The 17,715-nt window shown below is 51.7% G+C and carries 16 protein-coding genes and 1 riboswitch; of the genes, 3 read left to right on the forward strand and 13 right to left on the reverse strand.

Annotated features, from left to right (window positions below; translation table 11 throughout):
• Positions 1–64: 64 nt before the first annotated feature.
• From KJS63_RS23460 to KJS63_RS23470, 4 genes are all read right to left on the reverse strand, one after another.
• A complete protein-coding gene (locus KJS63_RS23460; RefSeq protein WP_213621326.1) occupies positions 65–1,039 on the reverse strand; it encodes an MBL fold metallo-hydrolase in 975 nt (324 codons plus the stop codon).
• 135 nt (positions 1,040–1,174) lie between these two features.
• Positions 1,175–1,279 carry a cytochrome bd oxidase small subunit CydS family protein gene (cydS, locus tag KJS63_RS26625; RefSeq protein ID WP_374706309.1) on the reverse strand — a complete coding sequence of 35 codons (105 nt, stop codon included), beginning with the start codon at positions 1,277–1,279 and terminating at the stop codon, positions 1,175–1,177.
• A gap of 4 nt (positions 1,280–1,283) precedes the next feature.
• Entirely contained in the window at positions 1,284–2,318 is a 1,035-nt protein-coding gene (locus KJS63_RS23465) for a cytochrome d ubiquinol oxidase subunit II (protein WP_213621327.1), read from the reverse strand.
• Positions 2,315–3,664 carry a cytochrome ubiquinol oxidase subunit I gene (locus KJS63_RS23470; protein ID WP_213621328.1) on the reverse strand — a complete coding sequence of 450 codons (1,350 nt, stop codon included), beginning with the start codon at positions 3,662–3,664 and terminating at the stop codon, positions 2,315–2,317. The genes KJS63_RS23465 and KJS63_RS23470 overlap by 4 nt, the downstream gene beginning before the upstream one ends.
• A 457-nt stretch (positions 3,665–4,121) precedes the next feature.
• Here KJS63_RS23470 and KJS63_RS23475 point away from each other — a divergent pair, with 457 nt between their 5' ends.
• Together KJS63_RS23475 and KJS63_RS23485 are read left to right on the forward strand one after the other, a co-directional pair.
• Positions 4,122–5,267: a conserved virulence factor C family protein gene (locus KJS63_RS23475; RefSeq protein ID WP_213621329.1), complete on the forward strand. Its 1,146-nt coding sequence runs from the start codon at positions 4,122–4,124 to the stop codon at positions 5,265–5,267.
• 131 nt (positions 5,268–5,398) lie between these two features.
• Positions 5,399–5,594, forward strand: a riboswitch (Lysine riboswitch).
• A 117-nt stretch (positions 5,595–5,711) separates the two neighbouring features.
• Positions 5,712–7,175 (forward strand): amino acid permease, encoded by a 1,464-nt coding sequence (locus KJS63_RS23485; RefSeq protein ID WP_068620221.1) that lies wholly within the window; start codon positions 5,712–5,714, stop codon positions 7,173–7,175.
• Positions 7,176–7,488: 313 nt separating this feature from the next.
• Here KJS63_RS23485 and KJS63_RS23490 read toward each other — a convergent pair whose 3' ends face one another.
• Positions 7,489–8,616: a transglutaminase domain-containing protein gene (locus KJS63_RS23490; protein WP_213621331.1), complete on the reverse strand. Its 1,128-nt coding sequence runs from the start codon at positions 8,614–8,616 to the stop codon at positions 7,489–7,491.
• 298 nt (positions 8,617–8,914) lie between these two features.
• On the opposite strand from KJS63_RS23490, the gene KJS63_RS23495 reads away from it, so the two are divergent.
• A complete protein-coding gene (locus KJS63_RS23495) occupies positions 8,915–9,112 on the forward strand; it encodes a hypothetical protein (protein ID WP_068620223.1) in 198 nt (65 codons plus the stop codon).
• 146 nt (positions 9,113–9,258) lie between these two features.
• Here KJS63_RS23495 and KJS63_RS23500 read toward each other — a convergent pair whose 3' ends face one another.
• From KJS63_RS23500 to KJS63_RS23535, 8 genes are all read right to left on the reverse strand, one after another.
• The gene (locus KJS63_RS23500; protein WP_068620224.1) at positions 9,259–9,492 is read right to left on the reverse strand and encodes a glutaredoxin family protein; all 234 of its coding nucleotides are present in this window, start codon (positions 9,490–9,492) and stop codon (positions 9,259–9,261) included.
• 37 nt (positions 9,493–9,529) lie between these two features.
• Positions 9,530–10,471 (reverse strand): thioredoxin-disulfide reductase, encoded by a 942-nt coding sequence (trxB, locus tag KJS63_RS23505; protein ID WP_213621332.1) that lies wholly within the window; start codon positions 10,469–10,471, stop codon positions 9,530–9,532.
• Between the two features lie 258 nt (positions 10,472–10,729).
• A complete protein-coding gene (locus KJS63_RS23510) occupies positions 10,730–12,667 on the reverse strand; it encodes a heavy metal translocating P-type ATPase (RefSeq protein WP_213621406.1) in 1,938 nt (645 codons plus the stop codon).
• A gap of 388 nt (positions 12,668–13,055) precedes the next feature.
• Positions 13,056–14,348: a homocysteine synthase gene (locus KJS63_RS23515; protein ID WP_213621333.1), complete on the reverse strand. Its 1,293-nt coding sequence runs from the start codon at positions 14,346–14,348 to the stop codon at positions 13,056–13,058.
• A 210-nt stretch (positions 14,349–14,558) separates the two neighbouring features.
• Positions 14,559–14,780, reverse strand: a complete 222-nt coding sequence (locus KJS63_RS23520) for a hypothetical protein (RefSeq protein ID WP_213621334.1) — start codon at positions 14,778–14,780, stop codon at positions 14,559–14,561.
• A gap of 157 nt (positions 14,781–14,937) precedes the next feature.
• Positions 14,938–16,272 carry an LLM class flavin-dependent oxidoreductase gene (locus KJS63_RS23525; RefSeq protein ID WP_213621335.1) on the reverse strand — a complete coding sequence of 445 codons (1,335 nt, stop codon included), beginning with the start codon at positions 16,270–16,272 and terminating at the stop codon, positions 14,938–14,940.
• Between the two features lie 21 nt (positions 16,273–16,293).
• Positions 16,294–16,566 (reverse strand): glutaredoxin family protein, encoded by a 273-nt coding sequence (locus KJS63_RS23530; protein WP_213621336.1) that lies wholly within the window; start codon positions 16,564–16,566, stop codon positions 16,294–16,296.
• A 138-nt stretch (positions 16,567–16,704) separates the two neighbouring features.
• Positions 16,705–17,613, reverse strand: coding sequence for a LysR family transcriptional regulator (locus KJS63_RS23535; protein ID WP_213621337.1), 909 nt, complete (start codon positions 17,611–17,613; stop codon positions 16,705–16,707).
• Between the last annotated feature and the right edge of the window lie 102 nt (positions 17,614–17,715).

Genomic DNA, 17,715 nt, shown 5'->3' on the forward strand with positions numbered 1-17,715 from the left:
TATCTATAATCACGCTTCTAACATGACATTATAGCATAAAAGATCACCTGAAAGGGAACACACCTCAGTGAGTAGTGGAATCAGATGGCTTAAGCTTCGGATAACGAAGGGTCTCCCCGTAGAGCAGCACCCGAATTGCCTCCTCAGGAATGCCTCTTCTCTTGCGTTCCGCCTCCATCCGGTCCAGTGCCTCTCTGGCAGTATCGTCGGCCAGCTTGAAGGTGCCGTAATGCATGGGAATCATTGTTTTGGCCTTGACATCCTCGAAAGCCTGAATGGCTTCCTCAGGATTCACATGCTGCGAAGTCATGAACCACTCGGGTTCATAAGCCCCGATGGGCATAAGTGCAATATCAATGTTGTAACGCTCCCCGATTTCTTTGAATCCTTGGAAATATCCGCTGTCTCCGGCAAAATAAATAACCGGGTCCCCCTTCCCCTTCTTCTCCGGGGGATCGATCTCCATGATGAACCCTCCCCAATGGGAGGTGTTCGTATCAAACGGTGTCCGCCGCGTCCAATGCTGGGTCGGCACGAACGAGAACTTAACCCCGCGAAGGCTCAGGTCTTCCCACCATTTCATTTCCCGGCAGCGGCTGAAGCCTTTGCGCACCATCTTACGTTTAAGCCCCTCCGGCACCAGAACTGTTGTGTTTGGTCCGTACAGCTTGCGGATGGAAGAGACGTGCATATGATCATAGTGGGAATGGGAGATCAGAATAATATCCACTTCGGGTACCTGTTCGATCGGAATGCCGGGCGAACCAAGCCTCCGCTGAAATCCCATCCGTGGAGCCCATACCGGGTCCGTAACAATATTTAAGCCATGATATTGAATCAGAAACGTGGAGTGACCGATCCAGGTGATCGTCGTGTCCTCCCTGTTATGGTGCAGATATTCAATCTCTGGCTCCGAGTGCGGAATCACATAAGAATAATCCTTCTTCTTGTGGCGGCGTTCTTCCCGCCACTGGCTGAACTGCTTCAAGGTCTTGTCAGTACTCACATTATCCATGTTATTAAAGCGGTGTCTGGGCATGAAGAGGGCTCCTCCCTTCCTAATTTCCCCAATGTCCAATATCTATTTAAAGGTTCCCCTATTCAATCGCCTTTAACTAATCTTAACCTACTATTACCCTGAATTCCAAACTTGCTAGCAGTCCATCAGGCGGCTCTAATCCTGGGGTTCCTCATATTTCACCGCATACACAAATAGAAAAAGAACGGATGCGGCCACAACAATTTGCGGAGCATACATCATCATAAAATACTCAATCATACAATTATGATCCTCTCTTCGGCGAATTTCCACGAATGTACCGCGCGTTGAACAAAAATAAGCGCATCAGCAGCACCAAAGACGGGACAAGCAGCAGGAACCCCGCCAGGAAAGCGGCAAGAAGCGCCGTAGCCATCGATTCATTCGTGAAATTCTGGTATATATTCACATACTTATACAACACATATGGCAGGTGGGACCGGCCATAGCCATACCAGGCGAAAGCAAATTGCAGCATGACCAGGATGAAGGACCAGCCGAGATGCCGCTTCCTCCAAACCAGATAGACCGCACCCAGATAACAGACTAGGGAGGCGATGAACATCCAGGCGCTGTGAAGCATGTTCTGGAAATGCTCCGGATTCTGCCGGTTAATCTGGAAGAAGGCGAAGACGCTGGCAAGAATGGTCGGACCGCTCCAGATCAGCGCATATCCCCGCAGGATCTCGAACGCTGTCTTATCCCCTGCTTTATGAGCGTAATAGCTGAGGAACATCGCGGATATATAAAGAACCGAGACTAGCGCAAGCAGAATCACGGACCAGGTATAGGGATTGGAGAAAAAAATCGCCCACTTCAGCACAACATGACCCGCCCGCTCTTCAATAATTCCGCCTTCAGACAGGGCAAGCACCGTGGAAAGAGCTGCGGGAATCAGCAGTCCCGTTGCCCCGTACAGCGCCATATAGACCAGGTTGCCGTTATTCGAAATGCCGTAGGTGTTATACGCGTAATACACCGCCCGGACCGCCAGCAGAATAATGACAATGCTGCCCGGTACCAGCAGGGCCGTGCCGTAGTAATAAGCCGAATCCGGAAAGAACCCGATCAGCCCGATCTCAAAAAATATCAAAAACACGTTGGTCACTTCCCACACCGGAGACAGGTATCTCTGAATAACCCAGTGCACCTTGTTCTTGTGGCCGGTCAGTACGCTGTAGAAGCTGAAGAACCCAGCTCCAAAATCAATGGAGGCGACAATCAAATATCCGTATAGAAAGGTCCATAACACGGTAATTCCGATAATCTCATAACTCATGATGTACGCTCCCCTCCCGGATAAAGCTCTTGAAGCTCCTCCTCCACGCTTTTGTTACGAAACATTTTGCCAAGCACCTTCAGGCAGGATACACAAAGCACCAGATACAGCAGAACAAAAAGCAGCAGCATCCAAGACACATTCGGCGAGGTGGTAGCCCCCTCCGACACTCTCATATACCCGCGTACAATCCATGGCTGCCGGCCGATCTCCGCGAAGAACCAGCCCAGTTCCACCGCTACGAAGGCAAGCGGAGCGAGAGCAACAAGCAATACCAGCAGCCACTTCGGTACAGCTCCACGCATTCCCGGAATCCGCTTGCGGAGCATATAGATAAATGGAATTAGAATCAGCATGACACCGTTAGTCACCTTCAAGTCGAACATGTAATGAATGCTGAGCGGCGGAATGTTCTCCTTCGGAAACTCATTCAGCCCGATCACCTTCGTATTCGGGGAGCTGCCTGCCAGAATGCTGAGGGCATAAGGGATTTTAATCGCATACTTCACTTCATTGTTCTTATCCAGAATTCCGCCGTAGATCAGCGGCGCTTGCTCCCTGGTATCAAAGTGCCACTCGGCCGCGGCGAGCTTCTCCGGCTGGTATTTGGCCAGGAATTTCCCGGAGAAATCACCAATTACGGCGGTGGCCACAGCGAACACGAAGGAAGACACCACGGCCAGCTTAAGCGCCTTCTTGAAATAAACATGCCCCCGGCCCTTAAGTAAGCTGAAAGCGGCGATGGCCACGAGCAGGCAGGCGCTCACCGTATAGGATGAGGCGATGACATGAGACACCTTCGTAGGTGTTGCAGGGTTGAACATCGCGACCAGCGGTTTAACATCCGTGAAGATTCCGTCTTTAAGCGTAAAGCCCTGCGGCATATTCATAAATGCGTTCATCGACGTGATGAAATAGGCCGAGGATGTTGAGCCAATGGCTGTGGGTATCAGCAGCATGAGATGCAAATATTTGTTTTTGAAGCGGTCCCAGGTATACAGGTAAATGCCTAGAAAGATAGCTTCTATAAAAAAAGCAAAGGTCTCCATAAACATAGGCAGCGCAATAGCCCGGCCAGCAATCCGCATGAAATTAGGCCACAGCAGGCTAAGCTGCAGCCCGATAGCGGTTCCTGTCACGACACCGACCGCAACCGAGATGACGAACCCCCGCGCCCAGCGCCTAGCGAGAAGAATATAATGCGGATCGCCTGTACGAATGCCTCTCCACTCCGCCAACGCCATCATGACGGGCAGGCCGACACCAATAGCGGCAAGATTAATGTGAACGAACAAGGTAAGCCCCGTCAGAATCCGGCTCATCAGGATCGGATCGCTTAGTGACATCGGTATTCTCATCTCCTGTTGACTTAATGATAGTGCATATAACGGATGAAGCTGCGGACGGTGCCTGCCAGCATAATCAGAGAGACAATCAGAATGACCAGCAACAGCCTTCTCTCCTGTTTGGTTAAGAACATAGGTTACTTCTCCCTTTTCCAAGGTGTCGCTGCCAGGAAAGGCGTGCCAACCTTGCACCCTGCGATGCTCCCAGCGCGCGATGCAAGGGTTGGCACGCAGCTCCCAGCACGCGCGTGGCATGGCGGGATGTTTGTCAACCCCATGCTTCCCCCCGCAATCTCCAGGAAGTGCCGTTCATTTCCAGTCAGCTTGTATAAGTTTTCCGCCCTGCTCTCCTTTTTATTCCACCTGCTTCGCCGCAATTAGCGAATTTCGGCGTCTTAAACTTGGGAATACGACAGGGATTGTTGTAAAATGGTACTAAAGGAGATGTGATTCATCTATGAAGATAGTATTTATTGAACCGACCCCGAGTCCGAACACGATGAAGCTGCATCTGGATGAGACTCTGGCCCCCGGTCAGCGCAAGACATATACGTCCGACAATGAACGCTCCGCTCCGTCATGGATTCAGCAGATGCTGCGAATCCCGGGTGTGAAGAGCGTCTTCCATACCGCCGACTTTGTTGCCCTTGACCGCAAAGGCAGCGCCGACTGGTCCGCCATTCTGGCCAGCGTGCAGGAGCAGTTCGGCCAGGAAGGCGTGGAATCCGCCTGGAAGCCGGATGAGGCGGCCCCGGACGCGGCCTATGGCGAGGCCCAGGTGTTCGTGCAGTTTTTCCGCGGCATTCCAATGCAGGTCCGCGTGAAATCCGGCTCCCGTGAAGAACGGATCTCGCTGTCGGACCGCTTCGTACAGGCCGTGACTGAGGTCGCCAGCGCGACCCTGATCAAAGAGCGCAAGCTCGTGGATTACGGCGTCCGTTATGGCGAGCTTGAAGATATTGCCCACGAGATCGAGCAGGAGATCGAAGCGGCCTTTCCGCCCGAGCGGCTGGCGAGTGTAATCAGTCAGGCCATTGCGCACGGCCGCGACGAGAGCGAATTCGTTGAGGAGCGCCGCGAGCTCAGCCTGGCTGAGGTACAGGAGCGCATGGCAAGCGAGGACTGGCGCGTACGCTACGCCGCGCTGGATGCGCTCCAGCCAAGCGAAGAGGCGCTGCCGCTGCTCGCGGAGGCGCTCCGCGACCCGCAGATGCAGCTGCGGCGGCTCGCCGTGGTTTATCTCGGCGACCTGAGGACGCCGGAGGCCATGGCGCTGCTCTTCGAAGCGCTGCGCGACAGTTCGGCCGCCGTGCGGCGCACCGCGGGCGATACGCTCTCGGACATCGGCGACCCGGCGGCAACCGGGCCGATGACCGAGGCGCTGTCCGACCGCAGCAAGCTTGTGCGTTGGCGGGCGGCGCGCTTCCTCTACGAAGTCGGCACCGACGAGGCCAAGGAAGCGCTTGAGGCGGCCGCGGATGATCCTGAATTCGAAGTCAGTCTTCAGGCGCGCATGGCGCTGGAACGGATTGAATCCGGGGAGCAGGCCGCCGGCACCGTCTGGCAGCAGATGGCCCGCCGCAATGATCAAGACGCATCTTAAGCGGCTCCCGCTTATTTGCATAAATTGTCTATTGCACATCAAATTTTGTTGAATTATACTGAGGTATATTTCATGCGTTGAAACATCAGATGGAAGCTATAACTGAATATCACCTCATCATAGCTATGTTCAGATGAGGTAGAGGTCGCGGCAAGTGAAGAGTAGACCGGAGGAGGCGTATAAGGACGCCCATGATTCCGGCCGAAAGGCACTGCCGCCGAAGTGGATTGCCACCTTATTGCAATCTGCTGGGGCTGTTGCCGAAAGGGACAGAACTGTCACGCCATTCCGATACCACGGGAATGTGCGTGTTGAGCTATCTTAATGAAGGTATGATGCGGGGTTAAGGTTACACAAGCCGCGGAATCTCTTCCGCGGCTTTTTTGTACTTCCTCACAGCTTGGATGATATACATTCGCAGACTGGAACAAAAGGAGAATTTGTATGAGCAACAGCAAATTAGAACCTGCATCTCTCAAAGCCGGGCTGAGAGCCCGTCATATGACCATGATCGCACTTGGCGGGTCTATCGGTACGGGATTGTTCCTGGCCAGTGGCGGCGCCATTGCTTCCGCCGGTCCAGGAGGCGCCCTGCTCGCCTATGCCGCAGTCGGCATCATGGTGTACTTCCTGATGACAAGTCTGGGGGAATTGGCCACCTATCTGCCTGACTCCGGTTCTTTCGGCACCTATGCCACCCGGTTTGTGGACCCTTCCCTGGGGTTTGCGCTCGGCTGGAACTTCTGGTACAACTGGGCCATTACGATCGCCGCCGAGCTGTCAGCGGCTACGATGATTATTAAATACTGGTTTCCCGAGACTAACTCGTTTTGGTGGAGCCTTCTGTTCCTGGCCGTTATTTTTGGACTGAATGTCCTGTCTGTTAAAGGTTATGGAGAATCCGAATATTGGTTCGCAATCATCAAGATCGCGGTCGTTATTATTTTCCTAGTTGTCGGAGTACTCATGATCATAGGAATTTTCGGTGGAGAGACCGTTGGCTTCAAGAACTTTACGATTGGAGATGCGCCATTCCATGGCGGGTTCTTTGCTTTCCTTGGTGTGTTCATGGCTGCCGGCTTCTCCTTCCAGGGAACCGAGCTGATCGGCGTAGCTGCGGGCGAGAGTGAGAACCCGCGCAAAAACGTGCCTAGAGCGATCCGCCAAGTATTCTGGCGTATTCTGATCTTTTATATTCTGGCGATCACCGTGATCAGTTTGATCATTCCTTACACCAACCCTGATCTATTGAAGAGCGGAGTCGACAATATTGGAGTAAGTCCGTTTACACTTGTCTTTGAGAAGGCCGGTCTTGCCTTCGCGGCTTCAGTCATGAACGCTGTAATCTTGTCCTCTGTGCTGTCAGCAGGCAACTCCGGCATGTATGCCTCATCACGGGTGCTTTACGGTCTCGCCAAAGAAGGCAAAGCACCTAAGCTGTTCGCCAAGCTGAACAAACGCGGCATTCCAATGAACGCGCTGCTGCTGACCACCGTAGTAGGCATGGCGGCATTTCTTGCCTCCATCTACCAGGATGGGGTAGTCTACAACTGGCTGCTGAACGCTTCGGGCATGTGCGGCTTCATCACTTGGCTGGGCATTGCCATATGTCACTACCGGTTCCGTCGGGCGTACGTGGCTCAGGGCCTTGACCTGAACAAGCTGCCTTACAAGGCTCGCTGGTTCCCGTTCGGTCCGCTGTTCGCTTTCATTCTGTGCTTTATCGTTATTCTTGGCCAGAGCCTTAGCGCCATCTCTGAAAATGGGATCGACTGGTACGGCATCCTGGTCTCCTATGTCAGCGTTCCGCTGTTCCTGATCGTATGGCTTGGCTATAAGTGGACGAAACGCACGAAGCTTGTTCCGCTGGAACAGTGCGACCTGACTACCGGCGCCCATATCGACTAATCAAGCGAGTATATAAAATGAACTTATGAAGATTACACTTCACGGGCGCTGCGATAACGAGTGTTCCTACGACCGTTGTTGTCTCCGAAATGCTTGAAATAAATATCCAGTGAGGTATTTCGGAGACAAAGGCGGACGCTCCGCTTCTTTCAGAATCACTCGTTCTCTTCGCTGAGATCGGTAAATTCTAAAGTTCATTTTATATAGCTTTAGATCTCTTCTATCAAAAAGGGAATGTTCCCGGCTTAACCAAGCTGAGAACATTCCCTTTTATTATATTAGCTATACGTTCCGCTTGAACCTTTACCGAGTCTTAACTCTCCCAGTTAAGCCGGACCTTCAGATCCGGAGTATCCTCCAGGGGTTCGTTAAAGTAAGTGATATGGCGGATATTCAAATCATACAGGTGAGGAAGATCCTCCGTGAGCTGATCAACAGAACCTGAATAACGAAGGCTTACTGAATTACGGCCCATCTTCATCGCTTCCTGCACCTTGCTCTTGATTCCCTCAATCGAGCTTACCGTAGTACCTGCTAAATACAAATTATATCCCAAATCATCCATAAGGGACTGATAAAAGCGGGCTGCCGGGCTGGCGGAAGCCGCTTGCAGCTTGGTCAGGTTATCCCTGTAGGATACGGTGGCCGCCGGATACTTTTTGCGGGTCCAGGTGTGGTCTTTTGCCATTTGCTTATCCGTGCGAAGGTAATAATTATAATGAATCTGCCCCGCCTGATCAGGCGTGGGATCATCCCAAGTCGCATCCAGGTGATACCAATTGCCTTGCAGCTTGATCAGATTCCAGGCATGGAGCTGGCCGCCTGCAGTGCCTTCAACGATCAAATTGGCAATGCTGGCCTCCTTAAGCAGCTTATAAGTCAACAGCGAGTATCCCTGACATACCGCCTCTCCCGATTTCAAACCTTCATATGCTGTATATTTACGCAGCGCGGTGTCATATTTAAGATTAAGCACAATCCAGTCATGAATTACCTTGATCTTGGCATGGTCATCCATGCCGGGTTTGATAAGCTCTTTGGCAATTTGCTTCACACGGGCATTCACATAGCTGGTCTGTGCCGGGGTCTCCCGGTATATCAGGCGCACAGCTACGGCCGCAGCGTTCTCAGTCCCCCGCCAGGTGAACGAATAACTGTCAACGACATACTTGGTGTACACATCCACTTCCAAAGCAGCCGTCACTGCCTTATTCAGCATACCTCGGAGCATGGCGGTCCTTCCTTTGTAATTGAATGTGAGTGATTCGATTCGGGACTTCATGGCGTTCACAAGCTTGCTTTGTATCTGCTCGGCGGTCGTGACCACACCTTGATCAGAGCCTGCATATACGGTCCCCCAACTGGCTGCGGATGGGATAATTCCCAGTAGAAGCGATCCGATTAATACAATCATGACCCATTCTAAACGGCGTTCCTTCATGAATCTCCCGCCCTTCTACAAACTGCTGGTGTCCTGAATATCCGAAGTAACCGGAAATAACTAAGTACATGCTTTCGGCAATATTGTACCATAGCTTGCCAGAGCGAAGGCCTTCTAGTTTTGTCGATTGAAAACGGTTAACATAGGAGGGTTTGTTCATATAATAGACGTATTTCAGCATAAAATCCGTATGAAAAAATGTCCCAACAAAACCGTTTTTCGTTATAATAAAGTTACGAATGTGTGATGTAGATCATTGCGCAAACCTGATTTTTGTAGAAACGGAGAGAAGAGAGCCATGACCATCCCGAATATTTCCGATATTTCCGTGCAGATGTTCGTTACCGTATTTTTCTTTCTGCTGATAATTGCGCCGCTCTTCAGCCTGGGGGCCCTTCGTCTGTTTCAATCCAGGAAGAAAGCCGGTTTCACGTTAATTGGAGCCGGAGTAGTGGGCTACTTGATTTTTATGTTTGTGATCAATCTGATAACCTGATCCGGCCTTCGAACCGGATACATCTATGACCAAGGGGGCCCCGCTCTGTTTAGAGCCTGGAGGTCCCCCTGCTTTTTATGGCCGTTATATCAAAAAAAGGCACGTTCTGCCGAACTGGAGAATACGGCGGAACGTGCCCTTTTATATTAATTAGCTGCCAGTGCTTTGTCGAACTGAAGCTTGTTCATGCCCACAATTTTAAATTCGCCGATGAGCGTAACCGGAACCGCACGCAGTCCCATATCCCATACCTGCTGGGCATATTCATCATTAGTCTCAATATTGCGCTCTTCAAAAGCTACACCTTTCTCGGTCAAAAAGCTCTTCACCTGCTTGCAGTGCGGGCAGTTGGTGCTTGTGTACACAATTGCTTGTTCCATGGTTCCCTATCACTCCTGTATATAAATTTAGCCGATCTTACAATACTGCAGCCGGATGCTCCAGGCTTTCAATGTATTTCTCCGCATCCATAGCCGCCATACATCCGCTTCCAGCTGCTGTAATAGCCTGACGGTAACGGGTATCTTGAACATCCCCACAGGCGAAAATTCCCTCAACGTTAGTCTCAGAAGTACCCGGGTTAACTACAATATACCCATTCTCATCTGTAGTAATCTGGCCGCCAAGGAATCCTGTGTTCGGATGATGTCCGATTGCCACGAACACGCCGCTGGCTTCGATCAATTCCTCTTCGCCTGTAGCGTTGTTCCGCACTTTCAGGCCGGTTACTCCGTTCTCTCCCGCTACCACTTCAAGCGGAGTACGGTTAAGTGCCCATTCCACTTTCTCATTCGCGCGAACACGATCCTGCATAATCTTCGATGCGCGCAGTTCGTCACGGCGGTGAACCAAGGTTACTTTGGAAGCGAACCGGGTCAAGAAGCCTGCTTCTTCAAGCGCGGAATCCCCGCCACCCACAACAATAATTTCTTTGCCGCGGAAGAAGAAGCCATCACAGGTTGCACATGTGCTCACTCCACGGCCCACGTTGTCCTGTTCCCCAGGAATGCCAAGATACTTAGCCGTCGCGCCTGTGGAAATGATCAAGGTTTCTGTTACAAGCTCGCCGAGCCCTTCAACCTGCAGCTTGAACGGCCGGCTGCTTGTGTCCACGCTGTTCACCCAGCCTGTACGGAACTCCGCTCCGAAGCGTTCAGCCTGCTTGCGCATGTTGTCCATCAGTTCAGGTCCCATGATACCTTCAGGGAAGCCAGGGAAATTCTCGACTTCTGTAGTGGTTGTCAGCTGACCGCCCGGTTGTGGGCCTTCAATAATAAGTGGGTTCAGATTGGCACGGGCCAAATAGATTGCAGCGGTCAGACCGGCAGGGCCTGTTCCGACAATAATAGATTTATACATAACATCGTCTCCTATCATGATCCTTAAGACTGTGTGAATTGAACCAGCAGGGAATGCAGAGGTCGTGTTTCACAAGCTTGCTGCCTCATAATGCATAATTTCCCGGCACATAGCACTTCTCAGTGTTGTAATCGCCTTATGATGAGCTGCCGAAAGCGGCTCATTTCCTATGTCTTAATTATCTTAAATCACTCATGAACCGTCAATATTCGTAGCGGACAGGTTCAGTGAAGGTTAAATGAAGGATTGATGAAGGGCCTACCGGAGCAGGCGCAGGCCGTTCAAAATAACCAGAATCGTGCTGCCTTCATGACCGATCACCCCTAGTGGGAGCGGAATACCTTCGATAAAGTTCCCGGCGATCAGCAGCAGGATGACGCTAACCGCAAACACGATATTCTGCTTCACAATCCGCCGCGCCCGCCGGGATAAGCTGATCGCTTCCGCGATTCGCTCCAGATCGTCGTTCATCAGCACGACGTCCGCTACTTCAAGTGCCGTAGCGCTTCCGCTTGCGCCCATGGCCACCCCGACCGAAGCCGTTGCCAGAGCGGGGGCATCATTGACCCCGTCGCCGATCATGACGACATGGCCGTATTGTTCACGCAGGGCTTTGACATGCTCCACTTTATCTATCGGAAGCAGATCACCATAAACCTGGTCCACGCCGGCCTCCCGGCCAATCGCCTCTGCTGTGACATTGTGGTCACCGGTAAGCATTGCAGCTTTCACGCCCAGCTTCTGCAGCCTTGCCACCGCAGCCTGAGACTGCGGGCGGATATTATCGCGCAGTGCGATCAGACCGGCGGTGATCTCCCCGTGCAGGATAACCGAGACTGTCTTGCCTTCCGACTCAAGCTGCTTCACCGCCTCCTTACACCACTGCGGGAGCTGACCGTCCAGCGCCGACGGCTTGCCAATCTTCCAAATTCCGCCGCCAACACGCGCTTCAATCCCCCAACCGGCAATAGACTTCATCTCGGAGGCTGGCAGCAGTTCAAGCCCGCGCACTCCAGCCTCTCTCACAATGGCCCTGGCCAGCGGGTGATCGGACAGGTTCTCGGCAGAAGCGCAGTGGCGAAGAACGTCATCCCGGTCATAGCCATCGGCAGCCAGAAGATCCGTCACCTCTGGACTTCCTGCCGTCAGCGTACCCGTCTTATCGAAGGCGACGATTGAGGCATAGCCTAGGTTCTCCAGGTGGGCGCCGCCTTTGAACAGCACCCCTTTACGGGCACCGTTCGACATCGCAGAGAGCATGGCGGGCATAATGGACGAAACCAGCGCACATGGCGAGGCAACCACCAGAAACACCATCGATTTGTAGAAGGTCACTTCCCACGACCATCCAAACAGAAACGGTGCCAGTACAATCAAGAACAACGTAACGCCCACAACCGCGCGGGCATATATTCCCTCGAACTTTTGAATGAACCTTTGAGATTTAGGCACTTCGCCCTGCGCTTCTTCTACAAGAGCAATGATCTTCGAGAATAAAGAGCCCTCGGAGGGACTTGTCACCTCCACATACAAAGCTCCTTCCCCGTTCAATGTGCCTGCGTATACACCCTCTCCAGCAATCTTATCCACGGGTATGGATTCCCCGGTAATCGAAGCTTGATTCACCGCTGAGCTTCCGCTCTGGATGATCCCATCCGCCGGAATAACTTCCCCCGGCTTGACGAGCAGCAGATCGCCCACCTGAAGCTCGGAAGCAGGCACCACTCTCATACCGTCAGCTTCAATTCGCAGAGCTGTCTGCGGCTTCAAGGAGATCAGCGCCGAGATATCCTTGCGGCTCCGTTCCGAAGCGAAAGACTCAAGCGCACCGCTGAGCGCAAAAATAAAAATCAGCATCGCTCCCTCATTCCAATAGCCAATCGCCGCTGCCCCCATGGCAGCCGCAATCATGAGTAGATTGACATCCAGATCCCGTTCCTTGACCAGGGTCTCGATCCCTTCCTTTGCTTTATTCCAGCCGCCTACAGCGTAGGAGATCACATAGACAACGACGGACAGCAGCGGTGCCCACTCATGGATGCCCCAGGCAGCCAGCATCAATACTCCGCTTCCCAGAGCTTGAAGCATCTCCTTATGCTGAAGCAGATTTAAGAGTGTCTGACGCTTATTGCGCCGCGGATTCGGTTGATTAGCCGCTTTTTTAGCAGCCGGGATGGATTTATGAATAGCTTGCATGTTCTTCACTTTCCTTTCTTTGCGGCCGGACTGCTCCTGACCGTCTAATTGAGAATGAGAGCCGTTATTAATCCCCTTAAAACAGCTCATGCTGCTCCGGGTACCCCCGAAGCAGCATGTTCATTGAGAATGATAATCATTTTTGTACTAATACAATTTTGTTTCCTGAAAGAAACTTTACTTGTATATTAACCCTTTGCTCCTGTCTTGTAAACAGCAAATTATCTATTTTTTGAAGCATCCGGTACAAATTTGAGGCTGTTTTCAAATCGCTTCTTCTACATCATAATAAAAAACGCGCCGTCCCCAAATTATGGGAAACGACGCAATAAGAGAGATGAACGATGTGAGATCGGAACTTCACTTAACTTAGTTTAACTTCACTTAACTAATTCTGGCTGGCCTTGATCGCCTGCTCCAGATCATACAAAATATCATCAATCGACTCCGTGCCGATGGACAAACGGATTAATCCTGGCGTTACGCCAGCGCTTGCCTGCTCTTCCTCGGTAAGCTGCAGATGTGTAGTGCTTGCCGGGTGTATAATCAACGATTTCGAATCGCCGACATTCGCCAAATGGGAGAACAGCTTGACGCTGTGAATCAGCTTGCGTCCGGCTTCTATCCCGCCCTTAATGCCAAAGGTCAGGATAGCCCCCTGCCCTTTCGGGAGATACTTCTTCGCCAGCTCATAAGATTCATGGCTTGGCAGCCCTGCATAGCTGACCCATTCCACATCCTCATGAGCCTCCAGATACTGTGCCACCTTGAGCGCATTCTGACTGTGGCGCTCGACACGCAGGTGCAGCGTCTCCAAGCCTTGAAGCAGCAGCCAGGAGTTGAATGGGGATAAGGCCGCGCCCAGATCCCGCTGCAGTTGAACACGGGCTTTAATAATATAAGCAAGCGGTCCTACCGCATCGGTATACACTACACCGTTGTAGCTTGGGTCGGGCTCGGTCAGTCCAGGGAATTTGCCGCTGGCTTTCCAATCGAATTTCCCGCCGTCTACGATAACTCCACCGATTGTTGTTCCGTGACCGCCGATAAACTTGGTGGCCGAGTGAACAACGACGTCCGCTCCAAATTCAATTGGACGGAGTAAGTATGGACTTGGGAATGTGTTGTCCACGATGAGCGGGATTCCATTCTCATGAGCGATTTTGGCAACAGCTTCGATATCCAATACATCGCCTTTCGGGTTCCCTAGCGTCTCTGCATAGAGAGCCTTTGTCTTATCGGTAATCGCTGCCCGGAAATTCTCAGGATTCGAGGCGTCAACAAAAGTAACTTTAATCCCCAGCTTGGCCAGCGTAGTTGAGAACAGGTTATATGTGCCGCCATATAGTGTTGAGGAGGATACTATTTCATCACCGGCTCCAGCAATGTTCAGTATGGCGAACGTGATTGCCGCCTGGCCGGAAGAAGTCGCAAGAGCTCCCACTCCGCCTTCGAGCTCAGCAACTCTCTTCTCAAATACATCATTCGTCGGATTCATGATCCGGGAATAAATATTGCCGAACTCTTTGAGTCCGAACAGATTGGCTGCGTGCTCAGTATCGCGGAATCCGTAGGAAGTGGTCTGATAAATCGGTACCGCACGGGACTGTGTGGTCGGATCGATCTCCTGCCCGCCGTGAATGGCCAAAGTTTCAAAAGCGAGTTTGCGTTCTTCTGTCATGAATATAAATCCTCCTTTTCAAATACAACTGCGGCTTTATATGAATGCATTTTCCATATTCTCTCACACATCAGCTAATTTGAAAAGACTATTCCGATAAATTTGATGAGTTTTATTATAATTCAACTGCAGCCTGCTGATTCTGCCGACAGAACATAGGACATAACCATGTTACTGAACAATTTTGCAATCTTAACAAGCCGGATTCCTTCATCCCGAATCCGGCTCATAATCCCTCTTCCTTACGGGAATCCCATATTCCACTTTAAACGCCAATCTTCTGGCCAGCTCGCTTGACAGCTTTAAGTCCCTCCAGCCATCCTGCTCTCTGAGCGGACCGTTCCGTCCGTAATCACGGCCAAAGCCAGTTCTTGTCTGTTGGCGGCTGCTCTGCTTAGGAACAGACTCTGAAATTGACTCTGAAATTGACATCCCCTCCTCTAGCATACTGAATCAGCGGATCACGCCGGACCAGCCAGACTGCACAGCAGGATGAACGATACGCGGGTTCCTCTCGTCAATCAGCCCATCAGGTGAGCGGAGTTTCAATCGGCTTCAGTCTAGATCAAATTAGACCACCCTGAACCTGTTAGCTGCCCACTTCCTGCTTATGCTTGGCATACCGGTTCTCTGGAATCGGCACCTCCAGGTTGCCGCGCAGCGTATCCGCTTCATACTCCAGCCTGTATAGCCCGCGCTCCTGAAGGATCGGAACAACCAGATCCACAAAATCACTAAGACCGCTTGGCAGCTCGGAGTGGATGATGAACCCGTCTGCCCCCCCTTGTTCATACCAGGCCTGAATTTTGTCCGCGATCTGTTCCGGGGTTCCGATGAAGCCCGATCTTGGCGTCGCAGACTGCAGTGCGACCTCGCGGAGGGTCAAATTCTGTTCCTTCGCTTTCTGCTTAATCTTCTCCGTGCCGCTGCGGAAGCTGTTCGAGCCAAAGTCCCCGAGATCCGGGAAGGGCTCATCCAGCGGGTACTGGGAGAAGTCGTGATGCTCGAAGAAACGGCCCAGATAGTTAAGGGCATTCTCAATCGTCACCAGTCCCGCCAGCTCCTGATACTTGCGCTCTGCCTCCTCTTCCGTTCTGCCTACAATAGGACCGATGCCTGGAAGGATTACGATATCGTCCGGGGAACGGCCGAAAGCAGCAGCCCGTTCCTTCACATCTTTGTAGAAAGCCTGCGCCTCCTCCAAAGTGTCATGGCCGGTAAACACTGCATCCGCTTCCTTCGCGGCCAAGTTCTTCCCATCTTCAGAGGACCCCGCCTGGAAGATCACCGGCTGCCCCTGTCTGGAGCGGGCAATATTCAGAGGCCCCTTTACAGAGAAAAATTCCCCTTGGTGGTTCAGCGTATGGAGCTTCTGTGGATCGAAGAAGACGCCAGATGCTTTGTCCCGGACAAAAGCATCGTCCTCCCAGGAATCCCATAAGCCCTTAGCTACTTGCAGATACTCCTCGGCAATTTTATACCGAGTTGGGTGCGTGGGATGCTCCGCCCTCCCGTAATTCAGTGCAGAGCCCTCAAGCGGGGAAGTAACCACATTCCAGCCCGCACGGCCCCCGCTGATATGATCCAGGGAAGCGAACTGCCTGGACACCGTAAAGGGTTCGCTATATGAGGTGGATAGAGTGCCGACCAGACCGATCCGGGAGGTGGCCGCAGCCAGCGCGGACAGGATAGTTATAGGCTCAAACCGGTTTAGAAAATGCGGAATGGACTTCTCATTAATGTAGAGGCCATCGGCAATGAAGACCAGGTCAAACTTGCCCTCTTCCGCCTTCAGGGTCTGCCGCTTGTAGAATTCAAAGTTCACACTGGCGTCTGGGATCGCATCCGGGTGCCGCCAAGAGGATACCGAGCCTCCAACACCGTGAACGAGGGCTCCAAATTTAATTTTTTTACTGGGCGCCATAACTGCTCCTCCTCTCTGATCTTAAGAACTTACAACCTCACTCGCGGCCAGAAGAGCTTTCAGCTTCTCAATATCGGCCTCGAGCAGGGCTTCATACTTCCCATCGCCGCCCACTTCAACCACAGGGACGTGTCTTACACCGTACTTAACTTCCAGTACGTCGCGAAGAATATCGTTACCGGCCACTTCGATGTTGTCATAAGCATAATGGTTGGCCTCAAGGAATGCTTTTATCTCCCCGCAGTAATGGCAGCCTGTTTTGCTCCACAGGACGATTTTCCGGTTCACGGACATGATATTTTACCTCCACAGATTAAATTTTCGAAACAATAAAACTATAATTCCGATAGATTAAATCGTATTTATGGCGATAAATATACCACCCGGTTTTTCCCGGCGTCAATCGGTTACCTAATCAACAGTTTCTATTCATTAATAGAGAACTTTGATATTGGATTCCCTTCTAAGAAGTGCATCCCGGCCCGCTCTTAAGATCGCCTCACACAGTCCCACATTCTCTCCTTGAAGAGAGATAATATGCGTGTGCAGCGAATTGCCCGAGATCTCCGGCACCTCAACAGGTATCAGCCTTCCTTCCTGAACTTCCTTCCTGGCACACAGCTCCGGCAGAAAGCAAATTCCGGCCCGGTTCATCACAAGCTTCTTGGCCGTCTCCAGGTTGTCCACCTGATACTCGATACGGGGCGGATGGCGCAGACTTTCAAATGAACGCTGGATCTTCACCCAGTCCAGAGAGCCGCACTCAAAAAAGATAAACGGTTCAGCACCCAACTGCTCTGCGGAAACACTTGCAAATCTCGTAAAGGGATGGCCTTCATATACAAAGAGCCGGATCGGGTCATCGAGCAGCTTCACAGAATGGATGTGTGGATGCACAACATGCCTGACAAGGCCCAGATCCGTTTCCCTGCGAAGAACTCTCTGTAGAATAAGATCACTTGTCGTGGTCGTCAGCTTGATCTGCAGCCCAGGGAAATCCTCTTTAATCCGCGGCAGAACCTCCGGGATAATGTAGTTGGAAACGGAAATCGTACAATCCATCCTCAGCTCGCCAGGCAGCTCTTCCCTGTGATGGAGCTGAAGTTTAGATCTCTGATAAATACGAAGTATCTCCTGGGCGTCCATCAGAAACCGCTGCCCCTTCTCCGTGAGGTTAATCCGCTTGCCATTTCTGTCAAAAAGCAGGCAGTCCAAATCCCGCTCCAGCGACTGGATTCGGGCTGTCACTGAGGGTTGTGACAGAAACAGCGCATCGGCGGCTTTATTGAAACTCCCGAAGTGGACTACATAGACAAAAGCTTCGATGTTGTCGATATTCATTGGCCATTTTTCCTCCCTTGATATTTATTCCGATTTATCTCATTAATTAACTTGGATTAATATTTGGGATGAGTATACGGCAAGGTATAGGCAGTCGTCAAT

It is taken from the genome of Paenibacillus sp. J22TS3, from assembly GCF_018403205.1.
Lineage (GTDB): Bacteria > Bacillota > Bacilli > Paenibacillales > Paenibacillaceae > Fontibacillus > Fontibacillus tuaregi.

Coding starts and splice junctions, on each gene's coding strand:
- KJS63_RS23460 (WP_213621326.1), bottom strand. CDS start 1,039: ATGCCCAGACACCGCTTTAATAACATGGATAATGTGAGTACTGACAAG.
- cydS (WP_374706309.1), bottom strand. CDS start 1,279: ATGATTGAGTATTTTATGATGATGTATGCTCCGCAAATTGTTGTGGCC.
- KJS63_RS23465 (WP_213621327.1), bottom strand. CDS start 2,318: ATGAGTTATGAGATTATCGGAATTACCGTGTTATGGACCTTTCTATAC.
- KJS63_RS23470 (WP_213621328.1), bottom strand. CDS start 3,664: ATGTCACTAAGCGATCCGATCCTGATGAGCCGGATTCTGACGGGGCTT.
- KJS63_RS23475 (WP_213621329.1), top strand. CDS start 4,122: ATGAAGATAGTATTTATTGAACCGACCCCGAGTCCGAACACGATGAAG.
- KJS63_RS23485 (WP_068620221.1), top strand. CDS start 5,712: ATGAGCAACAGCAAATTAGAACCTGCATCTCTCAAAGCCGGGCTGAGA.
- KJS63_RS23490 (WP_213621331.1), bottom strand. CDS start 8,616: ATGAAGGAACGCCGTTTAGAATGGGTCATGATTGTATTAATCGGATCG.
- KJS63_RS23495 (WP_068620223.1), top strand. CDS start 8,915: ATGACCATCCCGAATATTTCCGATATTTCCGTGCAGATGTTCGTTACC.
- KJS63_RS23500 (WP_068620224.1), bottom strand. CDS start 9,492: ATGGAACAAGCAATTGTGTACACAAGCACCAACTGCCCGCACTGCAAG.
- trxB (WP_213621332.1), bottom strand. CDS start 10,471: ATGTATAAATCTATTATTGTCGGAACAGGCCCTGCCGGTCTGACCGCT.
- KJS63_RS23510 (WP_213621406.1), bottom strand. CDS start 12,667: ATGCAAGCTATTCATAAATCCATCCCGGCTGCTAAAAAAGCGGCTAAT.
- KJS63_RS23515 (WP_213621333.1), bottom strand. CDS start 14,348: ATGACAGAAGAACGCAAACTCGCTTTTGAAACTTTGGCCATTCACGGC.
- KJS63_RS23520 (WP_213621334.1), bottom strand. CDS start 14,780: ATGTCAATTTCAGAGTCAATTTCAGAGTCTGTTCCTAAGCAGAGCAGC.
- KJS63_RS23525 (WP_213621335.1), bottom strand. CDS start 16,272: ATGGCGCCCAGTAAAAAAATTAAATTTGGAGCCCTCGTTCACGGTGTT.
- KJS63_RS23530 (WP_213621336.1), bottom strand. CDS start 16,566: ATGTCCGTGAACCGGAAAATCGTCCTGTGGAGCAAAACAGGCTGCCAT.
- KJS63_RS23535 (WP_213621337.1), bottom strand. CDS start 17,613: ATGAATATCGACAACATCGAAGCTTTTGTCTATGTAGTCCACTTCGGG.